Annotated in this window: 25 protein-coding genes; 13 read left to right on the forward strand and 12 right to left on the reverse strand. The window is 38.5% G+C overall.

Annotated features, from left to right (window positions below; all coding sequences use genetic code 11):
- Positions 1-3 precede the first annotated feature (3 nt).
- Positions 4-930, forward strand: a complete 927-nt coding sequence (locus BKM32_RS11385) for a homoserine kinase (RefSeq protein WP_076663890.1) — start codon at positions 4-6, stop codon at positions 928-930.
- Positions 927-2,222 carry a threonine synthase gene (thrC, locus tag BKM32_RS11390; protein ID WP_076663891.1) on the forward strand — a complete coding sequence of 432 codons (1,296 nt, stop codon included), beginning with the start codon at positions 927-929 and terminating at the stop codon, positions 2,220-2,222. The genes BKM32_RS11385 and thrC overlap by 4 nt, the downstream gene beginning before the upstream one ends.
- 1 nt (position 2,223) lies before the next feature.
- Here thrC and BKM32_RS11395 read toward each other — a convergent pair whose 3' ends face one another.
- The 3 genes from BKM32_RS11395 to BKM32_RS11405 form a co-directional block, all read right to left on the reverse strand.
- Positions 2,224-3,996 carry a cytochrome-c peroxidase gene (locus BKM32_RS11395; protein ID WP_253187455.1) on the reverse strand — a complete coding sequence of 591 codons (1,773 nt, stop codon included), beginning with the start codon at positions 3,994-3,996 and terminating at the stop codon, positions 2,224-2,226.
- Between the two features lie 16 nt (positions 3,997-4,012).
- Positions 4,013-5,461: an alkaline phosphatase PhoX gene (locus BKM32_RS11400; protein ID WP_076664006.1), complete on the reverse strand. Its 1,449-nt coding sequence runs from the start codon at positions 5,459-5,461 to the stop codon at positions 4,013-4,015.
- 181 nt (positions 5,462-5,642) lie between these two features.
- Positions 5,643-7,109, reverse strand: a complete 1,467-nt coding sequence (locus tag BKM32_RS11405; RefSeq protein WP_076663892.1) for a carbohydrate porin — start codon at positions 7,107-7,109, stop codon at positions 5,643-5,645.
- A gap of 196 nt (positions 7,110-7,305) precedes the next feature.
- Between BKM32_RS11405 and BKM32_RS11410 the strand changes: the two genes are divergently transcribed.
- Positions 7,306-7,797, forward strand: a complete 492-nt coding sequence (locus BKM32_RS11410) for a cupin domain-containing protein (RefSeq protein WP_076663893.1) — start codon at positions 7,306-7,308, stop codon at positions 7,795-7,797.
- A gap of 188 nt (positions 7,798-7,985) precedes the next feature.
- On the opposite strand, the gene BKM32_RS11415 is transcribed toward BKM32_RS11410, so the two are convergent.
- Positions 7,986-9,134, reverse strand: coding sequence for a cysteine desulfurase family protein (locus BKM32_RS11415; RefSeq protein ID WP_053977751.1), 1,149 nt, complete (start codon positions 9,132-9,134; stop codon positions 7,986-7,988).
- Positions 9,135-9,286: 152 nt separating this feature from the next.
- Between BKM32_RS11415 and BKM32_RS11420 the strand changes: the two genes are divergently transcribed.
- Positions 9,287-10,195: a hypothetical protein gene (locus BKM32_RS11420; protein ID WP_076663894.1), complete on the forward strand. Its 909-nt coding sequence runs from the start codon at positions 9,287-9,289 to the stop codon at positions 10,193-10,195.
- Here BKM32_RS11420 and BKM32_RS11425 read toward each other — a convergent pair.
- A complete protein-coding gene (locus tag BKM32_RS11425) occupies positions 10,192-10,746 on the reverse strand; it encodes a Smr/MutS family protein (RefSeq protein WP_076663895.1) in 555 nt (184 codons plus the stop codon). The genes BKM32_RS11420 and BKM32_RS11425 overlap by 4 nt on opposite strands.
- Complete coding sequence (locus BKM32_RS16570; RefSeq protein WP_083702171.1) at positions 10,743-11,078, reverse strand: hypothetical protein; 336 nt, start codon at positions 11,076-11,078, stop codon at positions 10,743-10,745. The genes BKM32_RS11425 and BKM32_RS16570 overlap by 4 nt, the downstream gene beginning before the upstream one ends.
- Positions 11,079-11,107: 29 nt before the next feature.
- Between BKM32_RS16570 and BKM32_RS11435 the strand changes: the two genes are divergently transcribed.
- Both BKM32_RS11435 and BKM32_RS11440 read left to right on the forward strand, forming a co-directional pair.
- The gene (locus tag BKM32_RS11435; protein WP_076663896.1) at positions 11,108-11,389 is read left to right on the forward strand and encodes a DUF2752 domain-containing protein; all 282 of its coding nucleotides are present in this window, start codon (positions 11,108-11,110) and stop codon (positions 11,387-11,389) included.
- Positions 11,390-11,405: 16 nt separating this feature from the next.
- A complete protein-coding gene (locus BKM32_RS11440) occupies positions 11,406-11,750 on the forward strand; it encodes a CCC motif membrane protein (RefSeq protein WP_053977747.1) in 345 nt (114 codons plus the stop codon).
- Positions 11,751-11,814: 64 nt separating this feature from the next.
- Here BKM32_RS11440 and rocD read toward each other — a convergent pair whose 3' ends face one another.
- Positions 11,815-13,059: an ornithine--oxo-acid transaminase gene (gene rocD, locus BKM32_RS11445; RefSeq protein ID WP_076663897.1), complete on the reverse strand. Its 1,245-nt coding sequence runs from the start codon at positions 13,057-13,059 to the stop codon at positions 11,815-11,817.
- Positions 13,060-13,194: 135 nt separating this feature from the next.
- On the opposite strand from rocD, the gene rlmD reads away from it, so the two are divergent.
- From rlmD to BKM32_RS11465, 4 genes are all read left to right on the forward strand, one after another.
- Positions 13,195-14,607, forward strand: coding sequence for a 23S rRNA (uracil(1939)-C(5))-methyltransferase RlmD (gene rlmD / locus BKM32_RS11450; RefSeq protein ID WP_076663898.1), 1,413 nt, complete (start codon positions 13,195-13,197; stop codon positions 14,605-14,607).
- Between the two features lie 37 nt (positions 14,608-14,644).
- Positions 14,645-15,178, forward strand: coding sequence for a DUF6452 family protein (locus BKM32_RS11455; RefSeq protein ID WP_076663899.1), 534 nt, complete (start codon positions 14,645-14,647; stop codon positions 15,176-15,178).
- Positions 15,144-15,890 carry a DUF6048 family protein gene (locus BKM32_RS11460; protein ID WP_076663900.1) on the forward strand — a complete coding sequence of 249 codons (747 nt, stop codon included), beginning with the start codon at positions 15,144-15,146 and terminating at the stop codon, positions 15,888-15,890. Before BKM32_RS11455 ends, BKM32_RS11460 begins: the two co-directional genes overlap by 35 nt.
- 142 nt (positions 15,891-16,032) lie before the next feature.
- Positions 16,033-16,566, forward strand: coding sequence for a YSC84-related protein (locus BKM32_RS11465; protein ID WP_076663901.1), 534 nt, complete (start codon positions 16,033-16,035; stop codon positions 16,564-16,566).
- A 69-nt stretch (positions 16,567-16,635) separates the two neighbouring features.
- On the opposite strand, the gene BKM32_RS11470 is transcribed toward BKM32_RS11465, so the two are convergent.
- A complete protein-coding gene (locus BKM32_RS11470; protein WP_076663902.1) occupies positions 16,636-17,793 on the reverse strand; it encodes a class I SAM-dependent RNA methyltransferase in 1,158 nt (385 codons plus the stop codon).
- Positions 17,794-17,916: 123 nt separating this feature from the next.
- Between BKM32_RS11470 and BKM32_RS11475 the strand changes: the two genes are divergently transcribed.
- From BKM32_RS11475 to BKM32_RS11485, 3 genes are read left to right on the forward strand one after another with little or no spacing between them, the layout of a single operon-like run.
- Positions 17,917-18,648 (forward strand): bifunctional 2-polyprenyl-6-hydroxyphenol methylase/3-demethylubiquinol 3-O-methyltransferase UbiG, encoded by a 732-nt coding sequence (locus tag BKM32_RS11475; RefSeq protein ID WP_076663903.1) that lies wholly within the window; start codon positions 17,917-17,919, stop codon positions 18,646-18,648.
- 18 nt (positions 18,649-18,666) lie between these two features.
- Positions 18,667-19,341 (forward strand): ZIP family metal transporter, encoded by a 675-nt coding sequence (locus BKM32_RS11480; RefSeq protein WP_083702179.1) that lies wholly within the window; start codon positions 18,667-18,669, stop codon positions 19,339-19,341.
- 22 nt (positions 19,342-19,363) lie between these two features.
- Positions 19,364-19,795, forward strand: coding sequence for a DUF4268 domain-containing protein (locus BKM32_RS11485; protein WP_053977738.1), 432 nt, complete (start codon positions 19,364-19,366; stop codon positions 19,793-19,795).
- Between the two features lie 6 nt (positions 19,796-19,801).
- On the opposite strand, the gene BKM32_RS11490 is transcribed toward BKM32_RS11485, so the two are convergent.
- The 4 genes from BKM32_RS11490 to BKM32_RS11505 form a co-directional block, all read right to left on the reverse strand.
- A complete protein-coding gene (locus BKM32_RS11490) occupies positions 19,802-20,428 on the reverse strand; it encodes a hemolysin III family protein (RefSeq protein WP_076664008.1) in 627 nt (208 codons plus the stop codon).
- Positions 20,429-20,436: 8 nt separating this feature from the next.
- Positions 20,437-21,114 (reverse strand): DUF4294 domain-containing protein, encoded by a 678-nt coding sequence (locus tag BKM32_RS11495; protein WP_076663905.1) that lies wholly within the window; start codon positions 21,112-21,114, stop codon positions 20,437-20,439.
- A 210-nt stretch (positions 21,115-21,324) separates the two neighbouring features.
- Positions 21,325-24,975 carry a M1 family aminopeptidase gene (locus BKM32_RS11500; RefSeq protein WP_076663906.1) on the reverse strand — a complete coding sequence of 1,217 codons (3,651 nt, stop codon included), beginning with the start codon at positions 24,973-24,975 and terminating at the stop codon, positions 21,325-21,327.
- Positions 24,976-25,019: 44 nt separating this feature from the next.
- Positions 25,020-25,907, reverse strand: a complete 888-nt coding sequence (locus tag BKM32_RS11505) for an ABC transporter ATP-binding protein (protein ID WP_076664009.1) — start codon at positions 25,905-25,907, stop codon at positions 25,020-25,022.
- Between the last annotated feature and the right edge of the window lie 22 nt (positions 25,908-25,929).

Genomic DNA, 25,929 nt, shown 5'->3' on the forward strand with positions numbered 1-25,929 from the left:
ATATTGAAAAACGAAATAAAAATATTTTCACCAGCAACGGTGGCCAATGTAGCCTGTGGCTTTGATGTCATGGGTTTTTGCCTGGACGCGGTTGGAGATGAAATGATTGTAAAAAAATCAGCCCAAAAAGGGATTCGGATCACCAAAATTGAAGGTTACGATTTACCGCTTGAGGCTGAAAAGAATGTTGCAGGGGTTGCCGCTCTGGCCCTTTTGGAAGATGCCAAACCAAATTTTGGTTTCGATATGGAAATCTACAAGAATATCAAACCCGGAAGCGGTATTGGCAGTAGTTCGGCTAGCGCTTCGGGCAGTGTTTATGCTATTAACGAGCTTCTGGGAAGACCTTATAACAAAACACAACTCTCCTACTTCGCCATGAAAGGAGAAGCTTTGGCAAGTGGTTGTGAACACGCCGATAATATTGCGCCTGGCATTTTTGGAGGATTCACTCTAGTAAAAAGTGTTGACCCATTAGAAATTTTGGAAATTCCAACTCCCGATGAATTATATGCCACTATTGTTCACCCACAAATAGAAATCAAAACCTCCGAGGCTAGAGCCATTTTGCCAAAGGAAATTCCATTGCAAAAGGCCATTACACAATGGGCTAACCTGGGAAGCCTGGTTCATGGACTTCACACTTGCGATTATGAATTGATAAGCAAGTCCCTTAACGATGTAGTTATTGAACCTTACAGAAGTACTTTGATACCTTATTTCCAAGAAGTAAAAGCACTTGCTCAAAACCATGGTGCCCTTGGTTCTGGAATCTCAGGTTCTGGACCTTCCATTTTTATTTTGTCAAAAGGTGAAGATATTGCCAATCAAGTGGCACATGCCTCAGAAAACTTATATTCCAAAACCAACTTGGATTTTAATATACATGTTTCAAAAATTAACACCCAAGGAATAAAAACGTTGCTATGAAATACTATTCCCTCAACCGAAAAGCCCCAGAAACCACCTTCAAGGATGCCGTTATCAAAGGATTGGCACCAGACAAAGGCTTGTATTTTCCTGAATCCATAACACCATTGCCAAAATCGTTTTTTGAGCAGATGGATCAAATGGATGATGTGGACATTGCATTTGAAGCCATCAAACAATTTATAGTTCCCGAAATTCCTGAAGACACTTTAAAAGAGATTATCTCAGAAACATTGTCTTTTGATTTTCCAATTGTAAAGATCAATAATCAAATTTCGTCCTTGGAATTGTTCCATGGCCCAACCATGGCTTTCAAAGATGTTGGTGCTCGATTTATGGCGAGATGCCTAGGCTATTTCAATGCCAGCAATCCAAATGAAGTCACGGTTTTGGTCGCTACTTCTGGCGATACTGGTGGAGCCGTTGCCAATGGCTTTTTAGGAGTCAACGGTGTGAAGGTCGTTATTTTGTATCCTAGCGGCAAAGTAAGTGATATTCAGGAAAAGCAACTTACCACTTTGAAAAAGAACATCAAAGCTTTAGAAGTAGATGGTACTTTCGACGATTGTCAAGCGATGGTGAAACAAGCTTTTTTGGATGAATCCATAACAAGTCATATGCAGTTAACCTCTGCCAATTCCATTAATGTGGCGAGATGGCTTCCGCAGATGTTCTATTACTTTTTCGCTTACAAAGCATTATACAAAACTCACAAGGACCTTGTATTTTCAGTACCTAGTGGAAATTTTGGAAACATCTGCGCTGGTATGATGGCCAAACAAATAGGCCTTCCTATTCAACATTTTGTAGCAGCCAACAATGCCAACAAAGTAGTCACAGATTATCTGCGTGAGGGGATTTACGATCCTAAACCTTCCGTGCAAACCATAAGCAATGCCATGGATGTGGGAGACCCTAGTAATTTTATTAGAATTCAGGAAATCTATCAGAACAATTACAAGAATCTCAAAGAAGATTTATCCGGCTACAGCTTTACCGATAGGGAAACCAAAGAAGCTCTCAAGGAACTTTACAACGATTACAGCTATGTGGCCGATCCGCATGGTGCTGTTGGGTATTTGGCCTGCAAGTCCTATTTAAAGGAAAACCCAAATGCTCATTGTGTGTTTTTGGAAACAGCGCATCCTACCAAATTTTTAGATATTGTGGAAGAAGTTATCAGGGAAAACATCGAACTTCCTCCACAAATCCTTAAGGTAATGAGTAAGAAAAAAAGAGCGACTTCCATTGCTTCGTATGAAGAATTGAAATCATTTTTGTTGGACTCTTAGATTAACTATCCTCTAAAGATTCCATAAAGCTGATGATATCTTTCATTTCGCTTTCGGTTAACCCTAGAGCATCGGGAGGCAAGGTTTGGTATTCCAAATCCAGACCTAATCCGGCACCTCCTCCATCATTATAAAATTCCATAAGCTGCTCCAAATTCACAAACACACCGTTGTGCATGTAAGGAGCAGTTTTGGAACTATTCCTAACGGTAGGCGTTTTGAAAAAATACTTCTTTTCAATAGTGTTGAATACATTGTAACGTCCCAAATCACTGTCTACAAGTGTTTCCTGAAGCGTGTCCTTTGGTACTCCCAACAATTCAAACTCGGTGTCTTTAAAGTTTGGAGGCACCGTTCCGTTGAATACCGGTGCAAAATGACAGGTGGCACATTTGGCCTTTCCCATAAACAAATTGAAGCCATTTACTTCATGCGAAGACAAAGTGTTTTCCAAACCGTTGATATTGTTGTCGAATTTTGAATTGAATTTGTTCAGACTTCTAATATAAACCGCAATGGCATTTCTTATAGAATGATCTGAAACTTCGGAACCATACAATTTTGAAAACTGTACTGCGTATACAGAATCACTACTAACCACTTCTTTCAAATCGTCTAGGTTAGTGTGAAATTCATGTTGGTTATTCACCACATCTACAATTTGCCCTTCAAGGTTCCCTGTTCTACCATCATAAAAGAAACTTCTTTGCAAAGCCGCATAAGTCAATGTTGGTGTATTTCTCAATTGCTTTGGAAATGTTTTCAGGCCATCTGTAAACGCTTTATTTTTATCGTGACAGGTAGCACAACTCATAGAATTGTCGCTCGACAACCTCGTATCATTAAACAAACGTTGCCCCAAACTGATTTTTGAAGACAGTAAACTATCCACTTCTACATACCCCGAGAAATAATCCATATTAAACGTATTGGCTGAAAATAATGACGTCATGTCATTATTAAAAGCCAATTCCAAAGGAAACTCAACTTCCCAATCGGTTTTGGTGAGTTGCAACAATTCCAATTGCTTATGGGTATGGTTTTTAATGAAATTGAATCTGTCAAAACTTTCAAAATCAGAATTCAAATTCACAATAGCTTTATCAAAAGCTTCCTGAAACTCATTATACAATACTTCCGAAGCAAATTCATCTTTATAAACATTCAGTAACTCTTTTAAACTTCCATAGGCAATGATGCTTTCTTTCATGGAAGCTTCCAAAACAGGTGAATCAAAGCCTGTAATTCCTGTTAAGGCAATACGTGCCACTTCATCACGAATGAGCCATAAAATATGGTATGGTTTCAATTTTAAACGTGTGTTCTGTTTGATGAGCTCCAATCGGTTTCTCGTTTGTTGCGCCACCTTTTTAAATTCGCCTTTATCAAAAGGTTCTTCAAACAACAGCTCTTCCATCACTTGAAATCCAAACGGATTGTTGATTTTAATATCGGTAGCATCTTCTTCCTCTACACTTAAAATATTGGGGGCATTCAAACTTTTATAGTTACCCTTGTCTACATAAGACAATATTGGTTCTGCCATTTTAAATTGCTCTCGCGCATTTAAATACCCCTTTAACATCAAGTCTCTGTTAGTACTGGCCAAGGTTGAATCCAAGAACTCTATACAGCGTCCTAAAGTATTCACATAACTGCGCTCCAAGGTAACAATGGGTTCAACGGCTTCTTGGGTTTCAGTCTTTTTGCAAGACCCCAATACAATGCACAAAAGACACACTAAACCATAGTGTGCCTTCTTTATGTGTTTCAAATAAAAATTTGTCATTCTATCTGTCCAAACCTTCAATAATGTATAACATACTTCCTTCATTTGAAGTACTTGAAGCATTAGCCATGGAATCTGTAAAACCATCGTTTTCCCATCCGTGGTTTTGAGTAATCACCAAGAAAGTATCATCTTTTCCAACAGTTTCAGAAATGTCGATCATTCCAGTGATTTCCCAAGCAGAACTCGCTGAACCATAACCTAAACCTTCTGCAGTTTCTTGGTCACATTCCAATACCACTTTTAAAGCTCCCGTATTCAAGTTATATTGATACAATCTAGCGTAGTGCGTTTTATCGGCAGTGTCATAGTATCCATTTGGATCTTCTTGGATATACGCATAGTTTTCGGTTACTACGATGTTATCAGGACTATGGAATGATTTTGCTTTTCCGCTTAATTTATCACCATCCAATACACAAGTAATCGTACCAGCTCCTGTTGGGTCGTTAGGGTTCATGGTTACTTTGTACACACGACCGTAGAAAGTTCCTTTACCTTCCAAGTCTGGCTTGCTACGTCCCGTTACACAAAAATAGATTTCTCTATTGTTGTCTGCAGAACCTCTTCTCCAATCGATATCCTCCAATCTAGAGAATCCCATTACCCCTTTGTTTTTGGCCTCGGCATCCAACAAATCCAATTGGGTTTCCTCCAATTCAACAAACTCCATAGCATAAGATTGTCCTTCAACCATATCCATTTCAAAATTCACGTTAGAATCGGTAACTTTAAGTCCGTATAAAGAACCACCTTCCAAGTCTCCTTGGTTTCCAACGTACATTCCCAACTGTCCTGAAGGTACCGTATTATCGGAATGGTCGTCTCCAATAAATACTACCGTTTTCCCTGGGTAGGCATCTTTACCAATAGCTACTGCATTTTCAGTAGACCACTGCCCCATTGCTGTAAGCATTTGAGCTGTAGAAGCCCCTCCAGTACTTTTGAAAGGATCTGTTAAGAATACACCATTGGAAGATCCACCCCATTCACCACCTGATAAATATAAAGGACCAAAACCGTGTTCTTCGGGAGTAATCAACGATCCTGAACACTGCGCAGTAGATGCTGTAGCCTGAGCATTCAAGATGTACTCACCTCCTACAGGCTTAAAAGTTTCATCCAAAGTAATTCTTGCAATGGAATAGTCGGCTTCTATATTGTTTATTAAAGTGAAAGTATCATCGGCGTTTTTGATTAGCCCAGCACCGTCTGCCATAGAGCCGTACACAAAATTTGGAGTGTTTGCCAATTGATCTTCCGATGTCAACAAGTTATAAATGTTTACATCTGAAAACTCTGGGGTCAATTTCAATAATACTGGAGATTGGGAGTGCGATTGCAAAACCACCTCGTTTTTTGGTTCATTATTGGAACCGTCATCATCATTACATGACATAAAGGACAAAAGTCCTAGGCCAACACAAGCAAATTTGTAATAATTGTTCATTTTCATGTTTTTTTAAAAGTTTTCACAAATGAACAACGGCAAGGTAAGAATAACCTTAAGTTAGATTTAAGATAAATTCACTAAAGTGTTAATAGTGTTATGCTTATGTTAATAATTGGAATTAAAACAAATAAGCTGTTTTCTCTTGAAAACAAATGGAGTTTACCACTTTTTAAAACAGCTATTTCCATAGCCACCATTCGGCCTTTACCCCAAAGTAATAACCCCACCGCTTTGGCCCCGTGAACAACAAATAAGGGGAATACAAGTTTTCTTTGGCAAAATCGTTATAACGAGCAAAAGACGCTACAAACCGAAAATGGGGTCTCGCCCAAATATCCCGAGCACCCGTAGGTACAAATACCGGCGCAATACTAAATTTGGTCATACTTGCATTGGGATTGGTGCCATCTTTACGCTGAGCATAGTGCAGTTCTGCCAAAATATGAAAGTAATCGGTAATGTAGAATTCATTCCTGGTCCCAATAGCTAAATCCAATTTTCTATTAAAAACTTCCTTACCAAAATAGGTTTCAGCAATGTGATTGCTATCTGCACCACCCTTACTTTTGGTAAAAATCACATAACCATTCAGACTATAGAAATTGGAAATATTCAACATAGCCTGATTGACCACCGACCATGAATAGGCGCCTCTAAAATTTAAATCTTCCGCATTAGGCGCACCAAAAGTATACCAAGTTTTAGATATCCCACCATCACCTCCATTGGCTATCCCTGAGCCATACCTGACCGCTAAATCGTTAAAAGAGCCCTCTCGAAGTTTTCTAAAACGTCTATGGTACCTTGCCCCAAACACCAAACCATAGTCTGATGGGAAATTCACGGCCTCCCCTACATCTCCTGGTTCGGTCAAATCGTTGTCCTCATCACCGCCTCCCATATAATGTACTTCTCCCAATGCCGTAATCCTATTATCTTGATTCAATTCAATATCATGCTCACCTATAACTACGGTGCGCTGCCTAAGCGCGGCACTAAGAGTCCCTGTTTCAATGTTCAAATAGAAATATGGTGGTAATGTAGAGGTGGTATCCACTGAAGCCACAAACACGGCAGCCATTCTAGACTTTTTATATTCTACACCAAACCCTTGTCCAGAATGATCATTGAAATAATAATGGTCGGCGATATGAACATCCGGCCCTCTATACAATCGGGAACCAATCCAAATATTTAAATCCTTTCCCTTAATATTCCTAGCTTCTGCATAAATTTCTGGTAAGGCAAAATTAAGGCCACCCAAACTTGTGGTAGAACTATTTCCTATAGAAGTAAGGCTGGTAGCATAAACCGATAAGCGCATTTGCACATGGATGGTAGTACTATCACCTTTCTTGGGCTTGAACACAAAATTGGGAACCAACTCCAAATAATCCTGCTCTTCCAACCTTCCGCCAATACTTCCCATATTGCTCAGGTTTAAACGTCTTCCTATAGATTCGCCATTTTCAAAAGACCAGTCTACTCCTACACGTCCATAGGATCCGAAATAAAAACTTTTGTTGGTGGTATATTCATAACTAATTTGGGCATTTAGCCAATAACAGCTTAAAGATGCCCAAACACAAACCCCTAACTTCCAAAATGTCTTTTTTCCTTTAAATCGTATTCTTGTTTCATACATATTACTGTTGGTTCTTCAATTTAATGCTTCAATGCGTATCATTGTTGCATTATAAATATACACAACATTCATATATCATTCAAATACAACTAATTACAAATCAATTTCACAACTTTATTTAGACTTCTATTTTTACACCCTCTTTTTAAAGCTTTCTGCATAACTTTACAGAACCTAAACTTTTTAATACACTTCTATGAAGTCCAAAATAACTATCAAAAACAAACATAAAGGTCAATATTTGGCGGTTGCCGGCAGTAATTATCGTATTGTAATTTCTGGTGAAGACACCAACGGCGATTATGCGGTTATTGAAATGTTGGTACCTCCAGGAGGCGGCCCACCTCCTCATGACCATCCGCACGCGCAGGAGCTATTTCATTTAACCGAAGGTGAATTGGAATTTAAAAGTGAAGAAGGTCATATTACCGTAAAAGCTGGGGAGTTTGTCACCATTCCATTCAATGGACCTATTCATTGCTTTAAAAACACCTCCAACAAAAATGCCCGACTCACCTGTACCATTATGCCTGCTGGTTTGGAAAATTTGTTTGTAGATATTGGAACGCCCGTAAAAGAAGGAGAGTTTTTGCCCCTAACCGAAGCTACACCAGAATATTTGGAGTTTATTAAGGAAATTGATAGAAAATACGAACAGAAAACCTATCCGTGGGAATATCTCGATTGATATTATTGTAAAAAAAGAAAAGGATGGCTGCCCAGACAAATGTCCAGTTGTCAATAATGGAATTGTGAAACACTAAAGCCTACACTACTAATGGCAAAGAGCAAGTGTAGGCCCCATATTGATATAACTTTCTACAGATCAAAAAGAAATGTTGAAGGCAGCCATTTATTTATGGCCTTATCTAACTGTTAAGCCTCAACTATTTCTTTAAGTACCTCTACGATATAATCTATTTCTTCTTTGGTGTTGTAACTGCTGAATGAAAAACGAATGGAAGGTTTCTTCAAGTCCTCTTCAGACAATATTTGGGTTAATACATGCGATCCCAATGAACTTCCACTTTGGCAAGCACTACCTTTTGAACAGGCAATTCCTTTTAAATCCAATTGAAACTGCAATGTCAAAGCTTTTTCAGCAGATAATGGCAAACACACATTCAACAAGGTGTAGGTACTCTTTTCATCATCACCACAGTTCCCATTAAAACTTACGCCTGGGATATGTTTTTCAACTTCCGATTTAAAGTAATTCTTTAAGTCTAAAATATAATTGCGTTCTTTATCCAAATGGTCATAGGCCATAACAAAAGCAGTTTCCAAACCTTTGATATTGTGTACAGGCTCAGTACCTGCTCTAAAACCGCGTTCTTGAGCGCCACCAAAAATAAGAGGCTTCAAATGGCTGTTCTTTCTTATATAGGCAAAACCAATTCCCTTTGGTCCATGAAATTTATGGGCTGCAGCCGTCATAAAATCAATTGGCACATCCTGTACATCCCATTCAAAATGTCCAATGGATTGTACCGTATCACTATGGAACAAAGCATTGTTTTCCTTACACATCAAGGCCACCTTTTTAACATCCAAAAGGTTCCCTATTTCATTGTTAACATGCATCAAACTTACCAATTTCAAATCTTCAGAAGCTTGTAACAAACGCTCCAAATCCTCATAATCTGGAGTCCCACATTTTTGAAGTTTTACATATTCTACATTGATTCCGTATTCCTTCTCCAGTTCTTCGGCCGTATGCAGCACGGCATGATGCTCAATACATGAAGTGATGATGGTTTTTACACCTGCATCCCTAACAGCGCAACGTAAAATCATATTGTCTGCCTCGGTACCTCCAGAAGTAAAAATAATTTCTTGAGGCAGGGCGTTTAAGTACTTGGCAATGGTTTTTCTAGCTGATTCTATAATAGATTTTGAAGACCTCCCAAAAGCGTGGGTTGAAGATGGATTTCCGTAGTTTTCAGATAACACTTTATGCATTTCTGTAATCACTTCGTCCCTAACCTTTGTGGTTGCGGCACTGTCAAAATATACTTGTTTCATGTTGTTTTGTTTATTGGTAATTCTTGGGAAATTGGCAATGGAATGCTTCCCCGTTCGCCAATCAGCCGCAAAAGTACAGGAAATAAAATTATTTCCCAGATGCCACGTTATAAATTAACAATTCTCTTATTTTTGTGACTCAAATTACCACTATGCGAAACTTTATATACCTTCTGTTTGTTGCCTTTTTTATAGTATCCTGTGATGATGGTGACATTCTTGACGTGGAACTTGATTTTGAAGACGAATTAACGCTCTGCCCGGAAACATCAGAGTCTTACCTATTATATAAAACCAAGGAATCTCCCTACGAATCCTTGAGCCTACTGTTTCCTTCCAACAGTACAAACGATGGTATTTTTAATCCTGAAGACGGTATTGTTGAAGGTTCAATGGCCATAAATGGGACAAGCGTAAGATTTCATTACAGAACCTACGATAACAATCCCGAGAACTTTATCTGTAATTTAGTCCCTGATGAAACGGTTACCGTTACCAATAACTACGAAGCTACCTCAGGTACCGTAGAATACTATTCCACATTTGAAGACGATGATAATGATGGTATTCCTTCTTCTGTAGAAGATGCCAATTTAGACGGTGATAATGACCCTAGTACCAACCCAACCGATACAGATGGGGATGGTATTCCTGATTATTTAGATGAAGATGATGACAATGACAATGTGAAGACCAAAAATGAAGCACCAGATCCAAATGGCGATAATAATTTTGAAGACGCTAGAGATACTGATGAAGATGGCACCCCAGATTACCTAGATAATGATGATGATGGGGATGGTATCCTTACAAGATACGAGGATGAAAATGGTGATAAAAATCCAGCAAATGACTTTGCTGTTGATGCCACCATTGCACGATACTTAGATAGCAATGCTCAAGATGAATTTCCACTTGACGAGTTTATTGAAAACACCTATACCAGAACCATTTCAATTTACTTTACAGTACATAATGTAGATATCACGGTATTGAGTACAGATGAAATAGATTTGGGAACTTATACCTTGGAAGTAGATTTCTCTACAGAGGAAGATTAAGGCTCTACATTCTGATAGATGTAAACTTCGGTAGCTCCCATGCCATATTTTTGGTAATCGGCGGCATAAAAGGTAACATTGTTATATCTGCCAAAAAGGTATTCCAATTCGGTTTTTAGAACGCCTTCTCCCACGCCATGGATGAATACCACTTTTTGAATGCGCTTGCTAATGGCAAACTTCAATTGGCGCTCGGCAGTATCCAATTGTAGAGTCAACATTTCATGATTGGAAAGCCTGTTGGGTTTGGGCGTTAATTGATGGATATGCAAATCCACTTCCATAGCTGGTAAATTACGCTCCTTAGGTTTGGTTCTTTGCGATTTTCTTTTCTGCGGAATTTCCTTCTCCTGAATCACTTCAAAAGCAGACTGCTCCGAAAACACTTCCGATTTTAATGATGCCTCAATAACAACAAGTTCATAGGCATAAAATTCCAATACAAAACCATCGGTGGTTTCTATTCCAAATAAATCACCCTTTTTTCGGGTGATGATTCCTGTGATATCCTCATCCAACACCGAAACTTTGTCTCCAATCTTTAAACTCATGCGTCTAGGTCGTTTTCGTCCGTATCGTCCTTATCAAATTTACTTGGAATATTTTTAGATATTCCATAAATGCCGAGCATCAGCAACGCAACGCCGCCAATTAACACAAAAGTATTTTGCTTTTCTTGGGCTTGGGCGTAAAATGCCACAATCCCCCCAATGACGATAAAAATATAGTTGATTCGTTTTGGAATATTCATAATAAACTGTACTAAAAGAGGCCTCAAAAATACAGCTTTTAGAAGTAACATTAATAGCTTGACTTGCAATTCATTTACATTTTCATATATGAAAATACTTGCAATTTCATTTAAATAGTATCTAGATTTCATACATTTGTTAGAAGTCATTACTAACAATTATGTCATCACTAGAGTCATTCATGCTACCCTGCCTTTGGAAGCAAACCTTCGGAATGGAATGCTTGGGCTGTGGTACGCAACGTGCCTTGGTACTGGTACTTCAAGGTGAATTTTCTGCAGCTTTTAAAATGTACCCTGCCATTTACACCTTGTTACTCTTGGGAGTTTTTCTATTGGCGCATATTAAATACCAATTCAAGTGCGGACATAAAATTATTTTAGCGCTATTCATCCTGAATATTACAATTACCTTGATAAATTATTATTTAAAACACTTTTAACTTTAAACTAATCAACATGGAAAAACAAACTTTACCAAATTCAACCTTAATCTTAGTAATGGGAATCCTATCAATAGTAGGCTGTTGCTTTTATGGAATCCCAGGACTTATCTGTGGAATTATTGCAATTGTATTAGGTTCAAAAGCTACAAAACTTTACCAATCGGCTCCAGAAGAGTACTTGGGCTATGGCAACGTAAAAGCGGGAAGAATTATGGGTATTATTGGCGTTATTTTAAGCATCATTTCCATTGCTTACATAGCATGGATCATTAGCTTTATTGGATGGGAAGCATTATCAAACCCAGAATTATTGCAAGAGCGTTTGCAAGAAATCCAACAAGGTTTACCTCAAGAATAACATCACTTCACACAATAAAAAATGCGACCAATTGGTCGCATTTTTTATTTATGAATCATCTGGATTAAGCTTCAAATTCTTTGAGTGTTTTGGTAATGATGTTCACACAATCCAATAATTGCTCCTCTGTCATTACTAAAGGTGGCGCAAAACGAATGATGTTACCGTGGGTTGGTTTTGCCAACAATCCATTATCGCGCAATGCCAAACAGATGTTCCATGCCGTATCGCTTTCCTCATCATCATTAATGACAATGGCGTTCAGCAAGCCTTTTCCACGCACCAAGCTAACCAATTCACTGGTTGCAATGTACTTGTTCATTTCGCTTCTAAACAACTGCCCTAATTCCTCGGCATTAGAAGCCAACTGCTCTTCTTCTATCACTTCCAGAGCAGCAATGGCAACTGCAGCCGCCACCGGATTTCCTCCAAAAGTACTCCCGTGATTTCCAGGTTTTATAACATCCATGACGGTGTTATTAGCCAATACCGCGCTTACCGGATAGGCCCCACCACTCAAGGCTTTCCCTAAAATCAAAATATCTGGTTTTACATTTTCATGGTCTACCGCCAATAACTTTCCTGTACGGGCAATTCCTGTTTGTACTTCATCGGCAATAAATAGAACATTATATTGCTCACACAAAGCCTTCGCCTTAGCCAAATACCCTTCACTAGGCACATATACTCCGGCTTCCCCTTGGATAGGCTCCACTAAAAATCCAGCAATATTTGTATTGCTTTTTAAAGTCTCTTCCAAGGCTTCTAAATTGTCATAAGCAATCTTGATAAATCCCTTAGTATAAGGTCCGAAATGTTCACGCGCTACAGGATCATTTGAAAAAGAAATGATGGTAGTTGTACGTCCGTGAAAGTTATTTTCACAAACTACAATTTCGGCATCATTTTCATGAATTCCCTTCACTTCATAGGCCCATTTTCTACATAATTTCAAAGCTGTTTCCACAGCCTCTGCTCCCGTATTCATAGGAAGCAATTTATCGAAACCAAAGTACTCACAGGCAAACTTTTCATATTTCCCCAAAACATCATTGTAAAATGCTCTTGAAGTCAAGGTTAATGTTTGTGCCTGCCCTACCATAGCCCCTACAATTTTTGGGTGACAATGCCCTTGGTTAACCGCAGAATACGCCGATAAAAAATCATAATATTGTTTCCCTTCAACATCCCAAACATGCACACCTTCACCACGACTCAAAACCACAGGAAGTGGATGGTAATTGTGAGCTCCATAGTTGTTTTCTAAATCAATTGCTTGCTGGGACGTCATTTGGTCTAAAACCGCCATTTTATTTACTTTTAATTAAAATATTTGCAATTCCTTCTTTCAGGAGAGAAATCATCCGTCTTTGTAGTGGCTGCAAATTACTAAATCTTGTCCTATTTTTGGAATTTTTACCGGCATTTATTCTATTTTTGCCACATGTCAAGAAGAAACAAAAAGCAGGTATTTACCAACGTAGAAGTGATAGATGCCGGGGCCAAAGGCAAACTGGTTGCCAAGGCGCCAGACGGTAAAGTGATATTTTTGTCTAATGCCGTTCCAGGTGATGTGGTAGACATCCAAACCTATAAAAAGAGAAAGGCTTACTATGAAGGTAAAGCCATTGCATTCCATAAATTATCCGAGAAACGCAGCGAGCCCAAATGTGAGCATTTTGGGGTTTGTGGTGGCTGTAAATGGCAGGATATGGATTACCAATACCAATTGGAATACAAACATAAAGAGGTTGAAAACAACTTGAGACGTATTGGGCATATAGAACTGCCTGAAGTCACTCCTATTTTAGGATCTTCAGAACAATATTTCTACCGAAACAAAATGGAATTCTCCTTTAGCGACAGCAGATGGCTTACTCAAGAAGAAATCCAATCTGATGAAGATTTGGGCGACAAAAATGCTTTGGGATTCCATATTCCAGGCATGTGGGACAAAATTTTGGACGTGAAGAAATGTTGGTTGCAGGGAGATCCTTCCAATGCCATACGCAATGAAGTGAAATCCTTCGCCATTGTCAACGGCATGGAGTTTTTCAACACCCGTAACCAAGCTGGATTTTTGCGTTCGCTCATGATTCGGACTTCTACAACGGGAGACCTTATGGTAATGATTCAATTCTTTAAGGAAGATAAAGCAAAGAGAGAATTGTTGTTGGATCATTTGGCTGAAACCTTCCCAGAAATTTCCTCATTGCAATACGTGATCAACGAAAAAGCAAATGATACCATTTATGACCAAGAAGTCATTTGCTACAAGGGTGAAGATCATATTTTTGAACAGATGGAAGACCTAAGGTTCAAAATCAACGCAAAGTCGTTTTACCAGACCAATTCCAAACAAGCTTATGAGCTTTACAAAATTGCCCGTAAATTTGCCAACCTTAAAGGAGACGAACTCGTTTACGATTTGTATACAGGTACAGGAACCATTGCACAATTTGTGGCCAAAAAGGCTAAAAAGGTTGTGGGTGTAGAAGCGGTTCCAGATGCTATAACAGCAGCCAAGGAAAATGCACAATTAAACGGCATTGAAAACGTTGACTTCTATGTAGGTGATATGAAAAATGTATTCAACGAAGCGTTCATCAGCCAACATGGCCATCCAGATGTGATTATTACTGATCCACCGCGTGACGGAATGCATAAAGATGTGGTTCAGCAAATATTGAACATTGCTCCGGAAAAAGTAGTGTATGTAAGCTGTAACAGTGCCACACAAGCAAGGGATTTGGCGTTAATGGATGAAGCCTATAAAGTAACCAAGGTACAAGCGGTAGATATGTTCCCGCAGACCTACCATGTAGAAAATGTTGTACTTTTAGAACGCCGAAATTAATAAGGCACCCTAATTCTGCTAATCAGAACATCTAACTATGGTAAGATATTTGAAAATTGTATGTCCACTTTTAGCCATCCTGGGATACCTTGTTTTGGGTTGCGAAAAAGATGACATATGTGCCGAAACCACGGCTACCACTCCTCATTTGATTATTCGTTTTTACGATGTCAATAATCCTACAAATACGCTTTCTGCAAGAAAACTTACTGTGAAAGGCGAAGGTTTAGAGGAAGAAATTGTTTCTAGTTCAACTACAGATTCTATTCTGTTGCCTCTGAACTTTCAAGAGGAAGGCATCACAGCCATTTCTAGATTTGAACTAAAAATAAACACCGATTACGACAGCGACACTGACGAAACCAGTGCTTCCAATACCGATATTATTGAAGTTAACTATACTCCAGAGTTTGTCTACGTTTCCAGAGCTTGTGGTTATAAAAGTACCTTTGCCGGAACAGAAATAGATGTAGATGAAACCAACGATGAGGACATTTGGATCATTAACGCCGTAACCGTAAACACAACCATAGAAAATGAAACAGCAGCGCACATCAACATTTATCATTAAAATATTGGTTTTGCTGTTGTTCCCTTTATTAGCAACAGCTCAAGAGGAAAAAGACTCTATCAGCAACGACACCTTAGTCTACAAACAGAAATACGGCCTACGAATCGGGGCTGATATCAGCAAACCCATTCGTAGTTTGATTGATGAGGACTATTCTGGGTTTGAAATTATAGGAGATTATCGTCTAACTCAAAAATTATATTTGGCTGGCGAGATAGGCACCGAAGAAAAAACCACCAAAACCGATTTTTTGGATGTCACTACCAAAGGAGGTTATTTTAAGGCAGGGGTTGATTATAATATGTACACCAACTGGTTGGATATGCAAAATATGATCTATGCAGGTTTTAGAGTTGGTGCCAGCACCTTTAGCCAAACTGTAAACAGTTATACCGTTTATAATGCCGATCAATATTGGAGCAATCCATACACCTCTTACGACTCTCAGGAATTTGATGGCCTGACAGCGTTTTGGGGAGAACTTATCATTGGTATAAAAGCCGAAACCTTTAAAAATTTGTTTATTGGTATCAATGCCCAACTAAAGGGACGTATCACCGAAACTGAACCGGGAAACTTTGAGAACATCTACATCCCTGGTTTCAACAGAACCTACGACAGTGGTGCTTTCGGAATGGGGTTCGGCTATTCCATTTCTTATCTAGTTCCTATATTCAAGAAAGACAAAAAAGTAATTCAGGAAGAAGAATAACATATTCTATTTCATATACATTTATTAAAGAGGGCCTATTTGGCCCTCCTTTCTTTATAAAAACTTTAAATCATTAACAAACAGCATTTTACACTAAAATCATTACCTTTAAGCTTCTATTTTTAACAAAAACACCACCATTATGAAAAAGTTAAAAAAATTAGTTTTCGTTTTTGCACTTAGCATGTTTGCCTTAACTGCCTATTCCCAAACTGAGAAAGACAGAAAAATTATTATCGATGCTGAAAAGGCCCAAATTGAAATGTTGGAACATTCTCCGGATTTAAAAAAGTATTTTGAAACCTCTGCTGGTTATGTCATCTTCCCAAATGTTGGTAAAGGAGGACTTATTGTTGGAGGGGCATCTGGAAATGGTGTGCTCTATGTTTCTGGCATTGCTCAAGGAATGGCCAGTGTGAAAGAAATTAATATTGGAGCCCAAATTGGAGGACAGGCCCTTATTGAAATCATCTTTTTTGAAACTGCCAATGCTCTTGATGAATTCAAGAAAGGTGACTTTAAGTTTGATGCTGGCATCTCTGCAACAGCTTTAACCATGGGCCAATCCCTGGATGCCAAATACACCGATGGCGTAGCTGTGTTTACCCATACAAAAGGAGGTTTGATGGCTGAAGTGTCTGTTGGAGGCCAAATATTTAACTACAAAGGATTTTAGAACTATGATACAAACAAAAAAGCGTTTCAATTATGAAACGCTTTTTTTATAACATATCTAGTTTATCAATTAGGACATATACTTTCCTTTTTTACTGCCTTCGTACATCACATATTTCACAAGCTTAGATTCCAACTTGGCATTGTACAATTGAATTTTTCTGGAAGGCCTTAACCCTACAAATTTCAAGGCGTCCAAATTAGACGTAATAAACCAAGCATCGGTTCCGGGATAGCTTTGCTTCAGCGTGTCCCCTATCGATTTGTAAAAACTTTCCATTTCTATATCCAAACGCTCGCCGTAAGGTGGATTGAACAACATGTGGAGTTTCTCATTTCCTGCCTTTTGGGTTTTAAAGAAATCTTCGTGCTTTATGGTTATAAACTCATCCAAGTGGGCATTTTTCACATTGTCCTTAGCCTTGTTCACTGCGCTTGGCGATTTGTCGTAACCTATAATTTTATGGTGAAAATCACGTGTCTTTTTCAATAGGGACTCTTCAATGGTTTCAAACAAATCGACATCCCAATCCTGCCAACGCTCAAAAGCAAATTCCTTACGCATTAGATTTGGCGGAATGTTACAAGCTATCATCGCTGCTTCAATTAAAATAGTCCCACTACCACACATTGGGTCCATTAAATCGGATTGGCCGTCCCAACCGGACAACATTACCAACCCTGCCGCAAGCACTTCGTTAATTGGGGCTATGTTGGTGGCTGTCTTATACCCTCTTCTATGCAAAGATTCTCCAGACGTATCTAAGGAAATAGTGCATTGCTGACGATCTATATGCACGTTGATTTTTAAATCTGGAAAACGTAAATCCACACTTGGACGATGTCCCGTAGTGTTTCTAAATTTATCTACAATGGCATCCTTTGTTTTAAGGGCAATGTATTTGGAATGTGTAAACATTTGGGAGTGTACAGTGGCATCAATAGCCAAAGAGCCAGTAGACTTCATATAATTCTCCCAAGGCATTTGATAGATTTTATCATACAAATCCTGCTCACTTACCACCCGAAACGACTTGATAGGTTTCAAAATCTTGATAGCTGTGCGCAGCGCCAAATTAGCTTTATACATAAATCCCTTGTCCCCTACAAAGCTTACGTTACGTACACCTGGTTTTACCTCTTGGGCTCCAAGTTGCGTCAATTCATTAGCCAACAATTCTTCAAAGCCAAATAAGGTCTTGGCCACCATCTTAAAATTATTCTCCATAGTTTACTCCAAATAGATTGCAAAAATAAAGTATTTTTGTGGCACATAATAGCATTATGTAAATAGGTTGAAACCACAATCAACCAAGGTAACATCAAATGTTCCTTTTCTCTTGAAATATTTATGACAAAAGATACAACACAATGGTATGCGTCATGGTTTGACACTCCTTTTTACCATATACTTTATAAAGACAGAAATCACCATGAAGCCCAGCGCTTTATGGACAACCTTACCAAGTACCTCAACCTTTCAGACGATTCCAAAATTTTGGATCTGGCTTGCGGGCGCGGACGTCACTCTAGATATTTAAACTCATTGGGATATGACGTTACAGGAATTGACCTTTCCGAAAACAGCATCGCACACGCCAAAAAATATGAAACCGAAACGCTTCGTTTTAAGGTTCACGATATGTGCACGCCTTATGAAGAGGAGTTTGATGCTGTATTGAATCTTTTTACAAGTTTTGGCTATTTTGATGAAGATGCTAGTAATCTAGCTACCATTAATGCCATCAAAAACAATTTGAACACCTACGGTTTGGGAGTGATTGACTTTATGAACAGTGATTACGTTATTTCGAACCTTGTTCCTGAAGAAACCAAAACTATGGAAGGTATCGATTTTCATCTTAAACGTTATGTGGAAGACGGTTATATCTATAAGGATATTTCATTTACACATGAAGGGCATGACTACAACTTCCAAGAACGAGTAAAAGCCTTTTCTTTGGAAGATTTTGAAGCGCTTTTTGAAGAAGCCGGTGTGTATTTGTTGGATGTTTTTGGCGATTACAATTTGCGTAAATTCTACAAAGGCAGCTCCGAACGTTTAATCATGATTTTTAAATAATTGTATCTTGGTAGTATGATTTATCAATATCTCTTGCCCATAATTGCTGTATTGTCTGGTATAGGCATTGTTATTGTCACAAAAAAAAGCAATACCCTCAACACAAAATTGTTATTGGCTTTTAGCGGGGCCTTTTTATTGGCATTGACCCTTTTTGAATTACTTCCCGAGGTATATGAGCATTTGGAAGCCAAACAAACAGGCCTCTTCATCATGTTTGGAATATTATTCCAAGTGATATTGGAGTTCTTTTCCAAAGGTGCCGAACATGGCCACGTACATGTCCACAAGCATGAACATACATTTCCTTGGGCATTGTTTATCAGCTTATGCATCCATAGTTTTTTTGAAGGATTTCCAATCCACGAGCATAACGATATGGTCTATGGAATTTTAATCCACAAAATACCAATTGCCATTGTCATAACAGGCTTTTTATTGCATTCGCACTTTAGCAAACTTCAAATTATCGCATTCCTATCCATTTTCGCCATCATGACACCTTTGGGAACTTTATTGTCTCAAAGCTGGGAGTTGATTGCAGATTATATCACGATGATCAACGCTATTGTAATTGGAATATTTTTCCATATTTCAACCACTATTTTGTTTGAAAGCGACGAAGGCCACAAGTTTAGCGTTACCAAACTATTTGCTATCTTGTTTGGGATTGCCATAGCTTATATGATTTAAGAATACAGAAACAGCATTATCCATGTTTAGCAAAGAAGAATCGAGATTGATACGACAAGAATTTTGGACCAGTTTTGGAAAATCCTTCCCAAGAAAGTGGATTCTCTACGATACCAAAATTAAGGAGTTCAGTTTTAAATTTCATTTTGACACCAAAAAGGCCTTAGTCTCTCTTGATGTTGAAGGCGATTTGGAAAACCGCATTACCTATTGGGGGCAATTGGAATCCTTAAAGACCATTTTATTGGAAGACTATTTACCTGAAGCTATTTTTGAAGAAGAACATCTATTGGAAAATGGCAAGGAAATTTCTAGAATCTATGTGCCTTTAGAGCAGAAAGTCTCCATTCACAACAAAAACACTTGGCAGGATGTCATGGTGTTTTTCAATACCACCATGGACCGATTTGAAACATTTTTTGAAGATTTCAAGGATGTTATCAAATTGGATTAATCCAACCTATATTACATAAAGAAAAATCATAAAGAAATGGCTAATGGCACCAGCCAATACAAAAAGGTGCCAAATCACGTGGTTGTAAGGAATCCTATCTATGGCATAGAAAATAATGCCCAAAGTGTAGAAAAGTCCTCCTGCAAACAACAATGTTAAACCGCCACTGGATACTTGTTCGGTTAAAGCCGAAAAGTCAAAAACTATCAACCAGCCCATTACCAAATAAAGGATTACCGAAAAAACTTCAAAGCGGCCAGTAAAAAACAGTTTCAAGAAGACACCAAAAGCCGCAATCCCCCAAACCACCCAAAACAGGGGCCATCCCAAACTATGTGGCAAGGCAATTAAAAGTACGGGAGTGTAGGTTCCTGCAATAAGCAAATAAATGCTTATATGGTCCATAATCCTAAAATAGTGTTTCTTTTGCTCTTCCCTAATGCCGTGATAAAAGGTAGAAGCCAAAAACAGAACGATAATGGAAACACCATAAATTACCACACTGAAGAGTCCCCAAGGAATAGTGGAACTGCAAAAGACAATTAACAACACCAAACCAACAATGCCTAAAACCGCTCCTAAAGCGTGGCTGCTGGCATTTAACTGTTCTTCAAAGTGTGTTTGTTTTCGCATGGACCCATCTAATTTTTCACATTGGTTACCGTCCATTTATCAGTAAGATCATAGTAGTCAAAATCGATGGCGGGTTCTTGACGAATCAACTGACCATTTTGAAAGGCGCGTTCCAGAATATCTTCAATTAAATAATCTTCCTTCACATTCATGGGATCAAATTCTTCCTTTAGAGAAATGTCGAACAACCTTGCGGTGTTTTGAAACCAAAAGGCCCGCCAACTATTGCGCAGTTCCTTAATCAAATCGAAAGTAGTGCTCCCTGTTTGACGATGAATTAGTTTTACCAAAATTTGCCCTTCGGTTCTAGTCAGTTTTTTCAATTCTGCTGAAAATTCATCCTCGATATAATGCTGAACCATTTTAGCGTATTTCTTTTTGTCCCGATTGTTGTCCAACTTGCCAATACGCTCATTAAGGGCTACCAATCGCTCTGCCGCCAATTTGGCATAAGGATATACTTTTATGGTTTTTCGTTTCAGGATCAAGTAGCGCTTCCTGGCTTCTTTATCATCAAACTTTAGTTTGTGTAGTAAAATAACTTCATGTAAATCTATGGAGGTACGCGGGATGGAATCTCCTTCCACAATAATATAATCCACCTGTATAGAATCTTGTTCTACAGGTTTCACTTGCGCCCATATGGCCAAGGGACAACTAACCATTATGTAGCAAAGCCACTTCATAGACAATTTTTAAATCCAAAACCATTCCAAATATAACAGAAAGTGCCTTTGGTAAAGGAATATTCTAATTCTACAGGTTTTAAATGTTAGGGTAAAATTAATAATTTACAGTCTCTAAAACCTTAAAATACTATTAATATTATATAACAACCTTATTTATTGATGCCATAAAAAAACCATAAGCAATGCTTATGGTTTTCTATAAATGGCTTACAACTTTTTCCGGTTGTCGTTACTGTTGGTGTCAATCAACTTGTTGTATGGGTCTACACCTACTTCTACAGGTTTTTCGTCTACTATAATTGAGATATGATTGTCCATTTGAGTAATCTTTTGCTTTTTCAAATAGAGCTCTGTTTCCTTTTTAACACCATCTACTTCCTCTTCTCCAAAAATTCCAATATCGATATAATCGGCCAACGGCACAGAATATTCCGGTTTCTTCATAGTTTCCGATTGGTACTGCAACGAATCCTTTCCGTTATCGGAAAAGAAGCGTTTTCCCTTTTCATCATTTCTATATTTACTCACCTGAAAGTGAATATCAACCTGGTATTTTCCGTTTTCCAACTCTGTAGAAGTGACATCTGCCACTCTATTTTCATAAAGTGTAATGGTTTCAAACATGTCCTTGATAACATATTTCAGACTGTCCGGAGTCACTTCCTTGATATAATCCACCATTTCCACGGAAGTCGTATAAGGCGCTTCTTGAAACTTCACCTTCTCCACATAAGCTTTCAAGGCATTGTTAAGTTTTTCTTCGCCTATATAATCGCTTATAGCATAGAACACCAAAGAGCCTTTTTGGTAACGGATATAGCCTTGGCCATCGTTGTACATCAATGGTTTTTCACGTTTAGACTCAAAGGTACGCTGGGTTAAATAATCATCTAAAGCCTCTTTTAAAAACTTGCGCATTTGGCTCTTGCCCTGCTGATGTTCCAACACTTTCAACGACACATACTCCGATAAACTTTCAGACAACATGGTAGCTCCCAACACATCGGCTCCAATCACCTGATGTGCCCACCATTGGTGCGCTACTTCATGCACCGTAATGGCAAATGGATAATCTACCCCGCCTTCTTCTGTTTCATCCACATCGGCAATAAACCCAACTCCTTCCGAAAATGGTATGGTATTAGGAAAGGACTGAGCAAAGCTCCCTCCTGTTCTTGGGAATTCTATAATACGCAATTGTTTATGCTGATAAGGGCTAAAATTCTTTGTGTTATACTCCAGAGAGGCTTTCATTCCCGCCATCATGCGGTCCAAATTGTATTCGTGACCTTTGTGGTAATAGATTTCCAAATTCACATCCTTCCATGTATCCTTTTTAACTTCATATTCAGCAGAATTGAATGCGTAAAAATTCAAAATTTTACTGTCCATTTTATAATGGAAATAACGACGACCATTTTCGGTCCATTCCCTTTGTAAATACCCTGGAGCAATCGCTATTTGATCTTCCGAAGTACTCACCGTAGCTTCAAAATCTACCCAATCCGAATCTTTGCCAATATAGGTATTGCCCAATGCCGTAGAATCGGTTGGCATTGGCTTGAGTTCATTTGGAGGCAGATCATATTTCTCACGGATTTTATTGTCTTGCAACTCTCCGCCATTATATCCCAGATTTGGAAAAATCTGAAAGTTATTGATAAATGTCCCATTGTGTCTTACAGGCGAATTCTTTTCCAACAAACTATTGGGTTTATTCTTCACCGTAAAACTCAAGGTAAGACTATCGCCTGGCAACATAGGCTGCTTCAGCTCATAGATATCGAAATTGTAGATGGTATCTTCAGACACCAAAGTATTTGGCTTATCAAATTCAAAAGTGCTTGGATAACTATTGTGGTTTAAAAAAATGCTATCGATAGCCACATCAGTTTTATTGATCATTACATATTCCCCGGAAGCATCAAAATCGAGTTGCTTGGGAAAAATATTCACATTGGCCTTCACAGCAACAATTCGAGGCTGAGCGGCATTCTCATATTTCTTATAGGTTTTCTCCCATTCCACGGTCCTAAGCTCTGATTCTTTGGAAGAAATTCGGGTATTCAAAATATTGTTCTGATAGTAAATTCGGAATCCGAGTGCCAAAAAGCCAATGACAAATACTGAAAGTAACATGGTCATTTTAGGCGTCAATCTGTTTTTGGCAATTTGTATGCGCTCCTTAAATGAATCCGGTAATCCTCGCACCCAAAATAGCGCCGTAAATATTAATAGCACCAAACCGCAGAGCAACCAATACAGTTTGTAAATCATGTAAAGACCAAAGGAATCCCCATAACCGTTCATATCGGAATACGCATATCCAGGACCTTGATTGTATTTAAAAATGGCCTGCTCCACTCCCGCCAAACTCAACAATGGCATACCTATAGCCAATACAATCAATACAAACAGCCCCAAGTAAGGATTTCTCATAAGGGTTTGCACAAACATTGACAAAAAGGCCCAAATGGCATAGCTAATGAAACTCAATACAAACAGTTCGTACACATAATGCCCAATTTCAAAATTGTAATAGCCATTATAGATTTGAAACAACATTCCAGACGCCATGATAATGGCCAACATCACCAATTGCATTTTTAACAAGGCAATAAATTTAGAAAGGAACAACGTCCAGTTAGGAATAGGCGTTACATCGATTAAATCTTCCATTCGGGTAATATTGCCACGGTGCACCAACAAGCCTGCATACAAAAATGTACAGATGTTGATAGCAATCACAAATGCCGAACCACCATTCAACATTTTCCACGTAACTGGTAATGTAGGTGTTCCGAAGAGGTTACCAATTTCAGAAAGTGAAATCAAAACAATGATCAAACCAACAATCAAAATACTTATAAACGGCCAACTTTTCACAATGTAGAAAAACTCCATATTGGACAATTTCCACATAGTTTTTAGGTTTTGAAGAAAGGAATAATCAAAACTCACCTTTGGAAGGTTGATTTTTGTAATGCCTCCAAAATTGCGTTTAACCGAGCGTTCTCCCTTATCTTTTCTAAACGAAAAACTAACGGCATTTTGACTAAAGGAAAAGAATTTGTAAACCAATCCAAAGATTAGAGAAGCAATACCCAGCCACAACAAACGGTTATAGATAATGAGCCCTTTAAAAGGTAAATGCCATTCGTTCTGTTCGGCAACGGTCCAATATCTTACATAATAATCTGCTGCAGAAGCGCCATAAGGATCCAACATGGCTGCTAAGGCCCTGTTATCTGGATCCGACAACAAACCTTCCATCAAACCTTGAACAAAAATCAAAAGTACGATGGTGATAAAGCCCGCTGCAATATTTCGGGTGAAAGTTACTACAGCAAAAACAATGGCCCCAAATAGCAATACATTAGGCAGAATATAAACCAAATAGGTATACAAATAGGATTGCAGATCGAAAGGCCCTACCAATTCGGAATTGGTTCCAGGAAACCTGAACCCTATAAACATACCGATACCGATAACAAATACAATTCCCGTTACCACCACAATAGCACTGAAGAATTTGGCAAACAAATAATTGGCCTTACTAAACGGGTAGGAATACAAAATGGTATGCATTTCACTCTTATAATCCCTGTAAATGGAAATTCCAATTATGGACGGAAACAAAAAGAAAATAAAAATGGTTAAGGCATTGTAAAGGTTGAAAATCCCTATAGGTGAGTTGACAATTCGTGAGGACCCTGTGGTAACCGTGACACTGTCAAAAATTCCTGCCGAAGCAGACGCCATAAAAAAGGCCAACACAAAAAATATGGCAGCGTAAATATAAGTGGCTGGCTTTTTTAGCCAATAACGAAGTTCGTGTGTAAATATCGTGAAGAACATAGATGTATTTTTAAATTAGAAAATGACAAGACTTTCCTGTTTGCTTAGGAAACCATTGGTTCGTCCTGTTTCAAGGCTATAAAATATACATCGTCCAATTGCGGTTCGGCAGCAACAAAATCATCGGCTGGAAGTGTGTCTGAATGCACACGAATATTCAAGGTATTATCTTCATTGTAATTAGAAGAAAGTACATTGTACATAGCTTCCATTTGCTCCAACTCGTCACGCTCTACAACTTTGGTCCAAATCTTTCCTCTAAGTGACTCCCTTGCCTGGGTTGGTGTAGCTTGCATTAAAATTTTTCCACCATTCAAAATAGCCATATCGGTGCACAATTCCTTTACGTCTTCCACAATATGGGTTGAAAAAATTACGGTACAATTGGTCCCAACTTCTCGTAAAACATTTAAAAAGCGGTGTCTTTCTGCTGGATCCAACCCTGCAGTAGGCTCATCTACAATAATAAGTTTAGGATTGTTCAATAACAACTGTGCAATCCCAAAACGCTGCTTCATACCTCCTGAATAACCCGCAACATGTTTCTTTCGTACATCATAGAGATTGGTAATTTCCAAGACTTCCCTAACCAAGGCATTTCGTTCCACTTTGGAAGACACGCCTTTTAAAGTGGCAAAATAATCCAAAAGTGCTTCGGCCGACATTTTAGGGTATACGCCAAACGATTGAGGCAAATATCCAAGCACTTTTCGCAATGCCATTTTATCTTCCAACACATTGATGTCTCCAAACATGATAGAGCCGGAATCTGGACTCTGAAGGGTGGCTATAGTTCGCATTAAAGATGACTTTCCCGCTCCGTTTGGCCCCAATAAACCAAACATTCCGGTGCCTATTTCCAGGCTTAAATTATCAATGGCTTTTACCCCATTTTTATAGGTTTTAGTAAGATCTTTAATGACTAATTTCATAGGTATATTATTTAGCAGTTCT

Source organism: Mangrovimonas sp. DI 80, from assembly GCF_001975575.1.
In the GTDB taxonomy this organism is placed as follows: domain Bacteria; phylum Bacteroidota; class Bacteroidia; order Flavobacteriales; family Flavobacteriaceae; genus Mangrovimonas_A; species Mangrovimonas_A xylaniphaga.

Coding starts and splice junctions, on each gene's coding strand:
- thrC (WP_076663891.1), top strand. CDS start 927: ATGAAATACTATTCCCTCAACCGAAAAGCCCCAGAAACCACCTTCAAG.
- BKM32_RS11400 (WP_076664006.1), bottom strand. CDS start 5,461: ATGAACAATTATTACAAATTTGCTTGTGTTGGCCTAGGACTTTTGTCC.
- BKM32_RS11405 (WP_076663892.1), bottom strand. CDS start 7,109: ATGTATGAAACAAGAATACGATTTAAAGGAAAAAAGACATTTTGGAAG.
- BKM32_RS11410 (WP_076663893.1), top strand. CDS start 7,306: ATGAAGTCCAAAATAACTATCAAAAACAAACATAAAGGTCAATATTTG.
- BKM32_RS11415 (WP_053977751.1), bottom strand. CDS start 9,134: ATGAAACAAGTATATTTTGACAGTGCCGCAACCACAAAGGTTAGGGAC.
- BKM32_RS11420 (WP_076663894.1), top strand. CDS start 9,287: ATGCGAAACTTTATATACCTTCTGTTTGTTGCCTTTTTTATAGTATCC.
- BKM32_RS11425 (WP_076663895.1), bottom strand. CDS start 10,746: ATGAGTTTAAAGATTGGAGACAAAGTTTCGGTGTTGGATGAGGATATC.
- BKM32_RS16570 (WP_083702171.1), bottom strand. CDS start 11,078: ATGAAATCTAGATACTATTTAAATGAAATTGCAAGTATTTTCATATAT.
- BKM32_RS11435 (WP_076663896.1), top strand. CDS start 11,108: ATGTCATCACTAGAGTCATTCATGCTACCCTGCCTTTGGAAGCAAACC.
- BKM32_RS11440 (WP_053977747.1), top strand. CDS start 11,406: ATGGAAAAACAAACTTTACCAAATTCAACCTTAATCTTAGTAATGGGA.
- rocD (WP_076663897.1), bottom strand. CDS start 13,059: ATGGCGGTTTTAGACCAAATGACGTCCCAGCAAGCAATTGATTTAGAA.
- rlmD (WP_076663898.1), top strand. CDS start 13,195: ATGTCAAGAAGAAACAAAAAGCAGGTATTTACCAACGTAGAAGTGATA.
- BKM32_RS11455 (WP_076663899.1), top strand. CDS start 14,645: ATGGTAAGATATTTGAAAATTGTATGTCCACTTTTAGCCATCCTGGGA.
- BKM32_RS11460 (WP_076663900.1), top strand. CDS start 15,144: ATGAAACAGCAGCGCACATCAACATTTATCATTAAAATATTGGTTTTG.
- BKM32_RS11465 (WP_076663901.1), top strand. CDS start 16,033: ATGAAAAAGTTAAAAAAATTAGTTTTCGTTTTTGCACTTAGCATGTTT.
- BKM32_RS11470 (WP_076663902.1), bottom strand. CDS start 17,793: ATGGAGAATAATTTTAAGATGGTGGCCAAGACCTTATTTGGCTTTGAA.
- BKM32_RS11475 (WP_076663903.1), top strand. CDS start 17,917: ATGACAAAAGATACAACACAATGGTATGCGTCATGGTTTGACACTCCT.
- BKM32_RS11485 (WP_053977738.1), top strand. CDS start 19,364: ATGTTTAGCAAAGAAGAATCGAGATTGATACGACAAGAATTTTGGACC.
- BKM32_RS11490 (WP_076664008.1), bottom strand. CDS start 20,428: ATGCGAAAACAAACACACTTTGAAGAACAGTTAAATGCCAGCAGCCAC.
- BKM32_RS11495 (WP_076663905.1), bottom strand. CDS start 21,114: ATGAAGTGGCTTTGCTACATAATGGTTAGTTGTCCCTTGGCCATATGG.
- BKM32_RS11500 (WP_076663906.1), bottom strand. CDS start 24,975: ATGTTCTTCACGATATTTACACACGAACTTCGTTATTGGCTAAAAAAG.
- BKM32_RS11505 (WP_076664009.1), bottom strand. CDS start 25,907: ATGAAATTAGTCATTAAAGATCTTACTAAAACCTATAAAAATGGGGTA.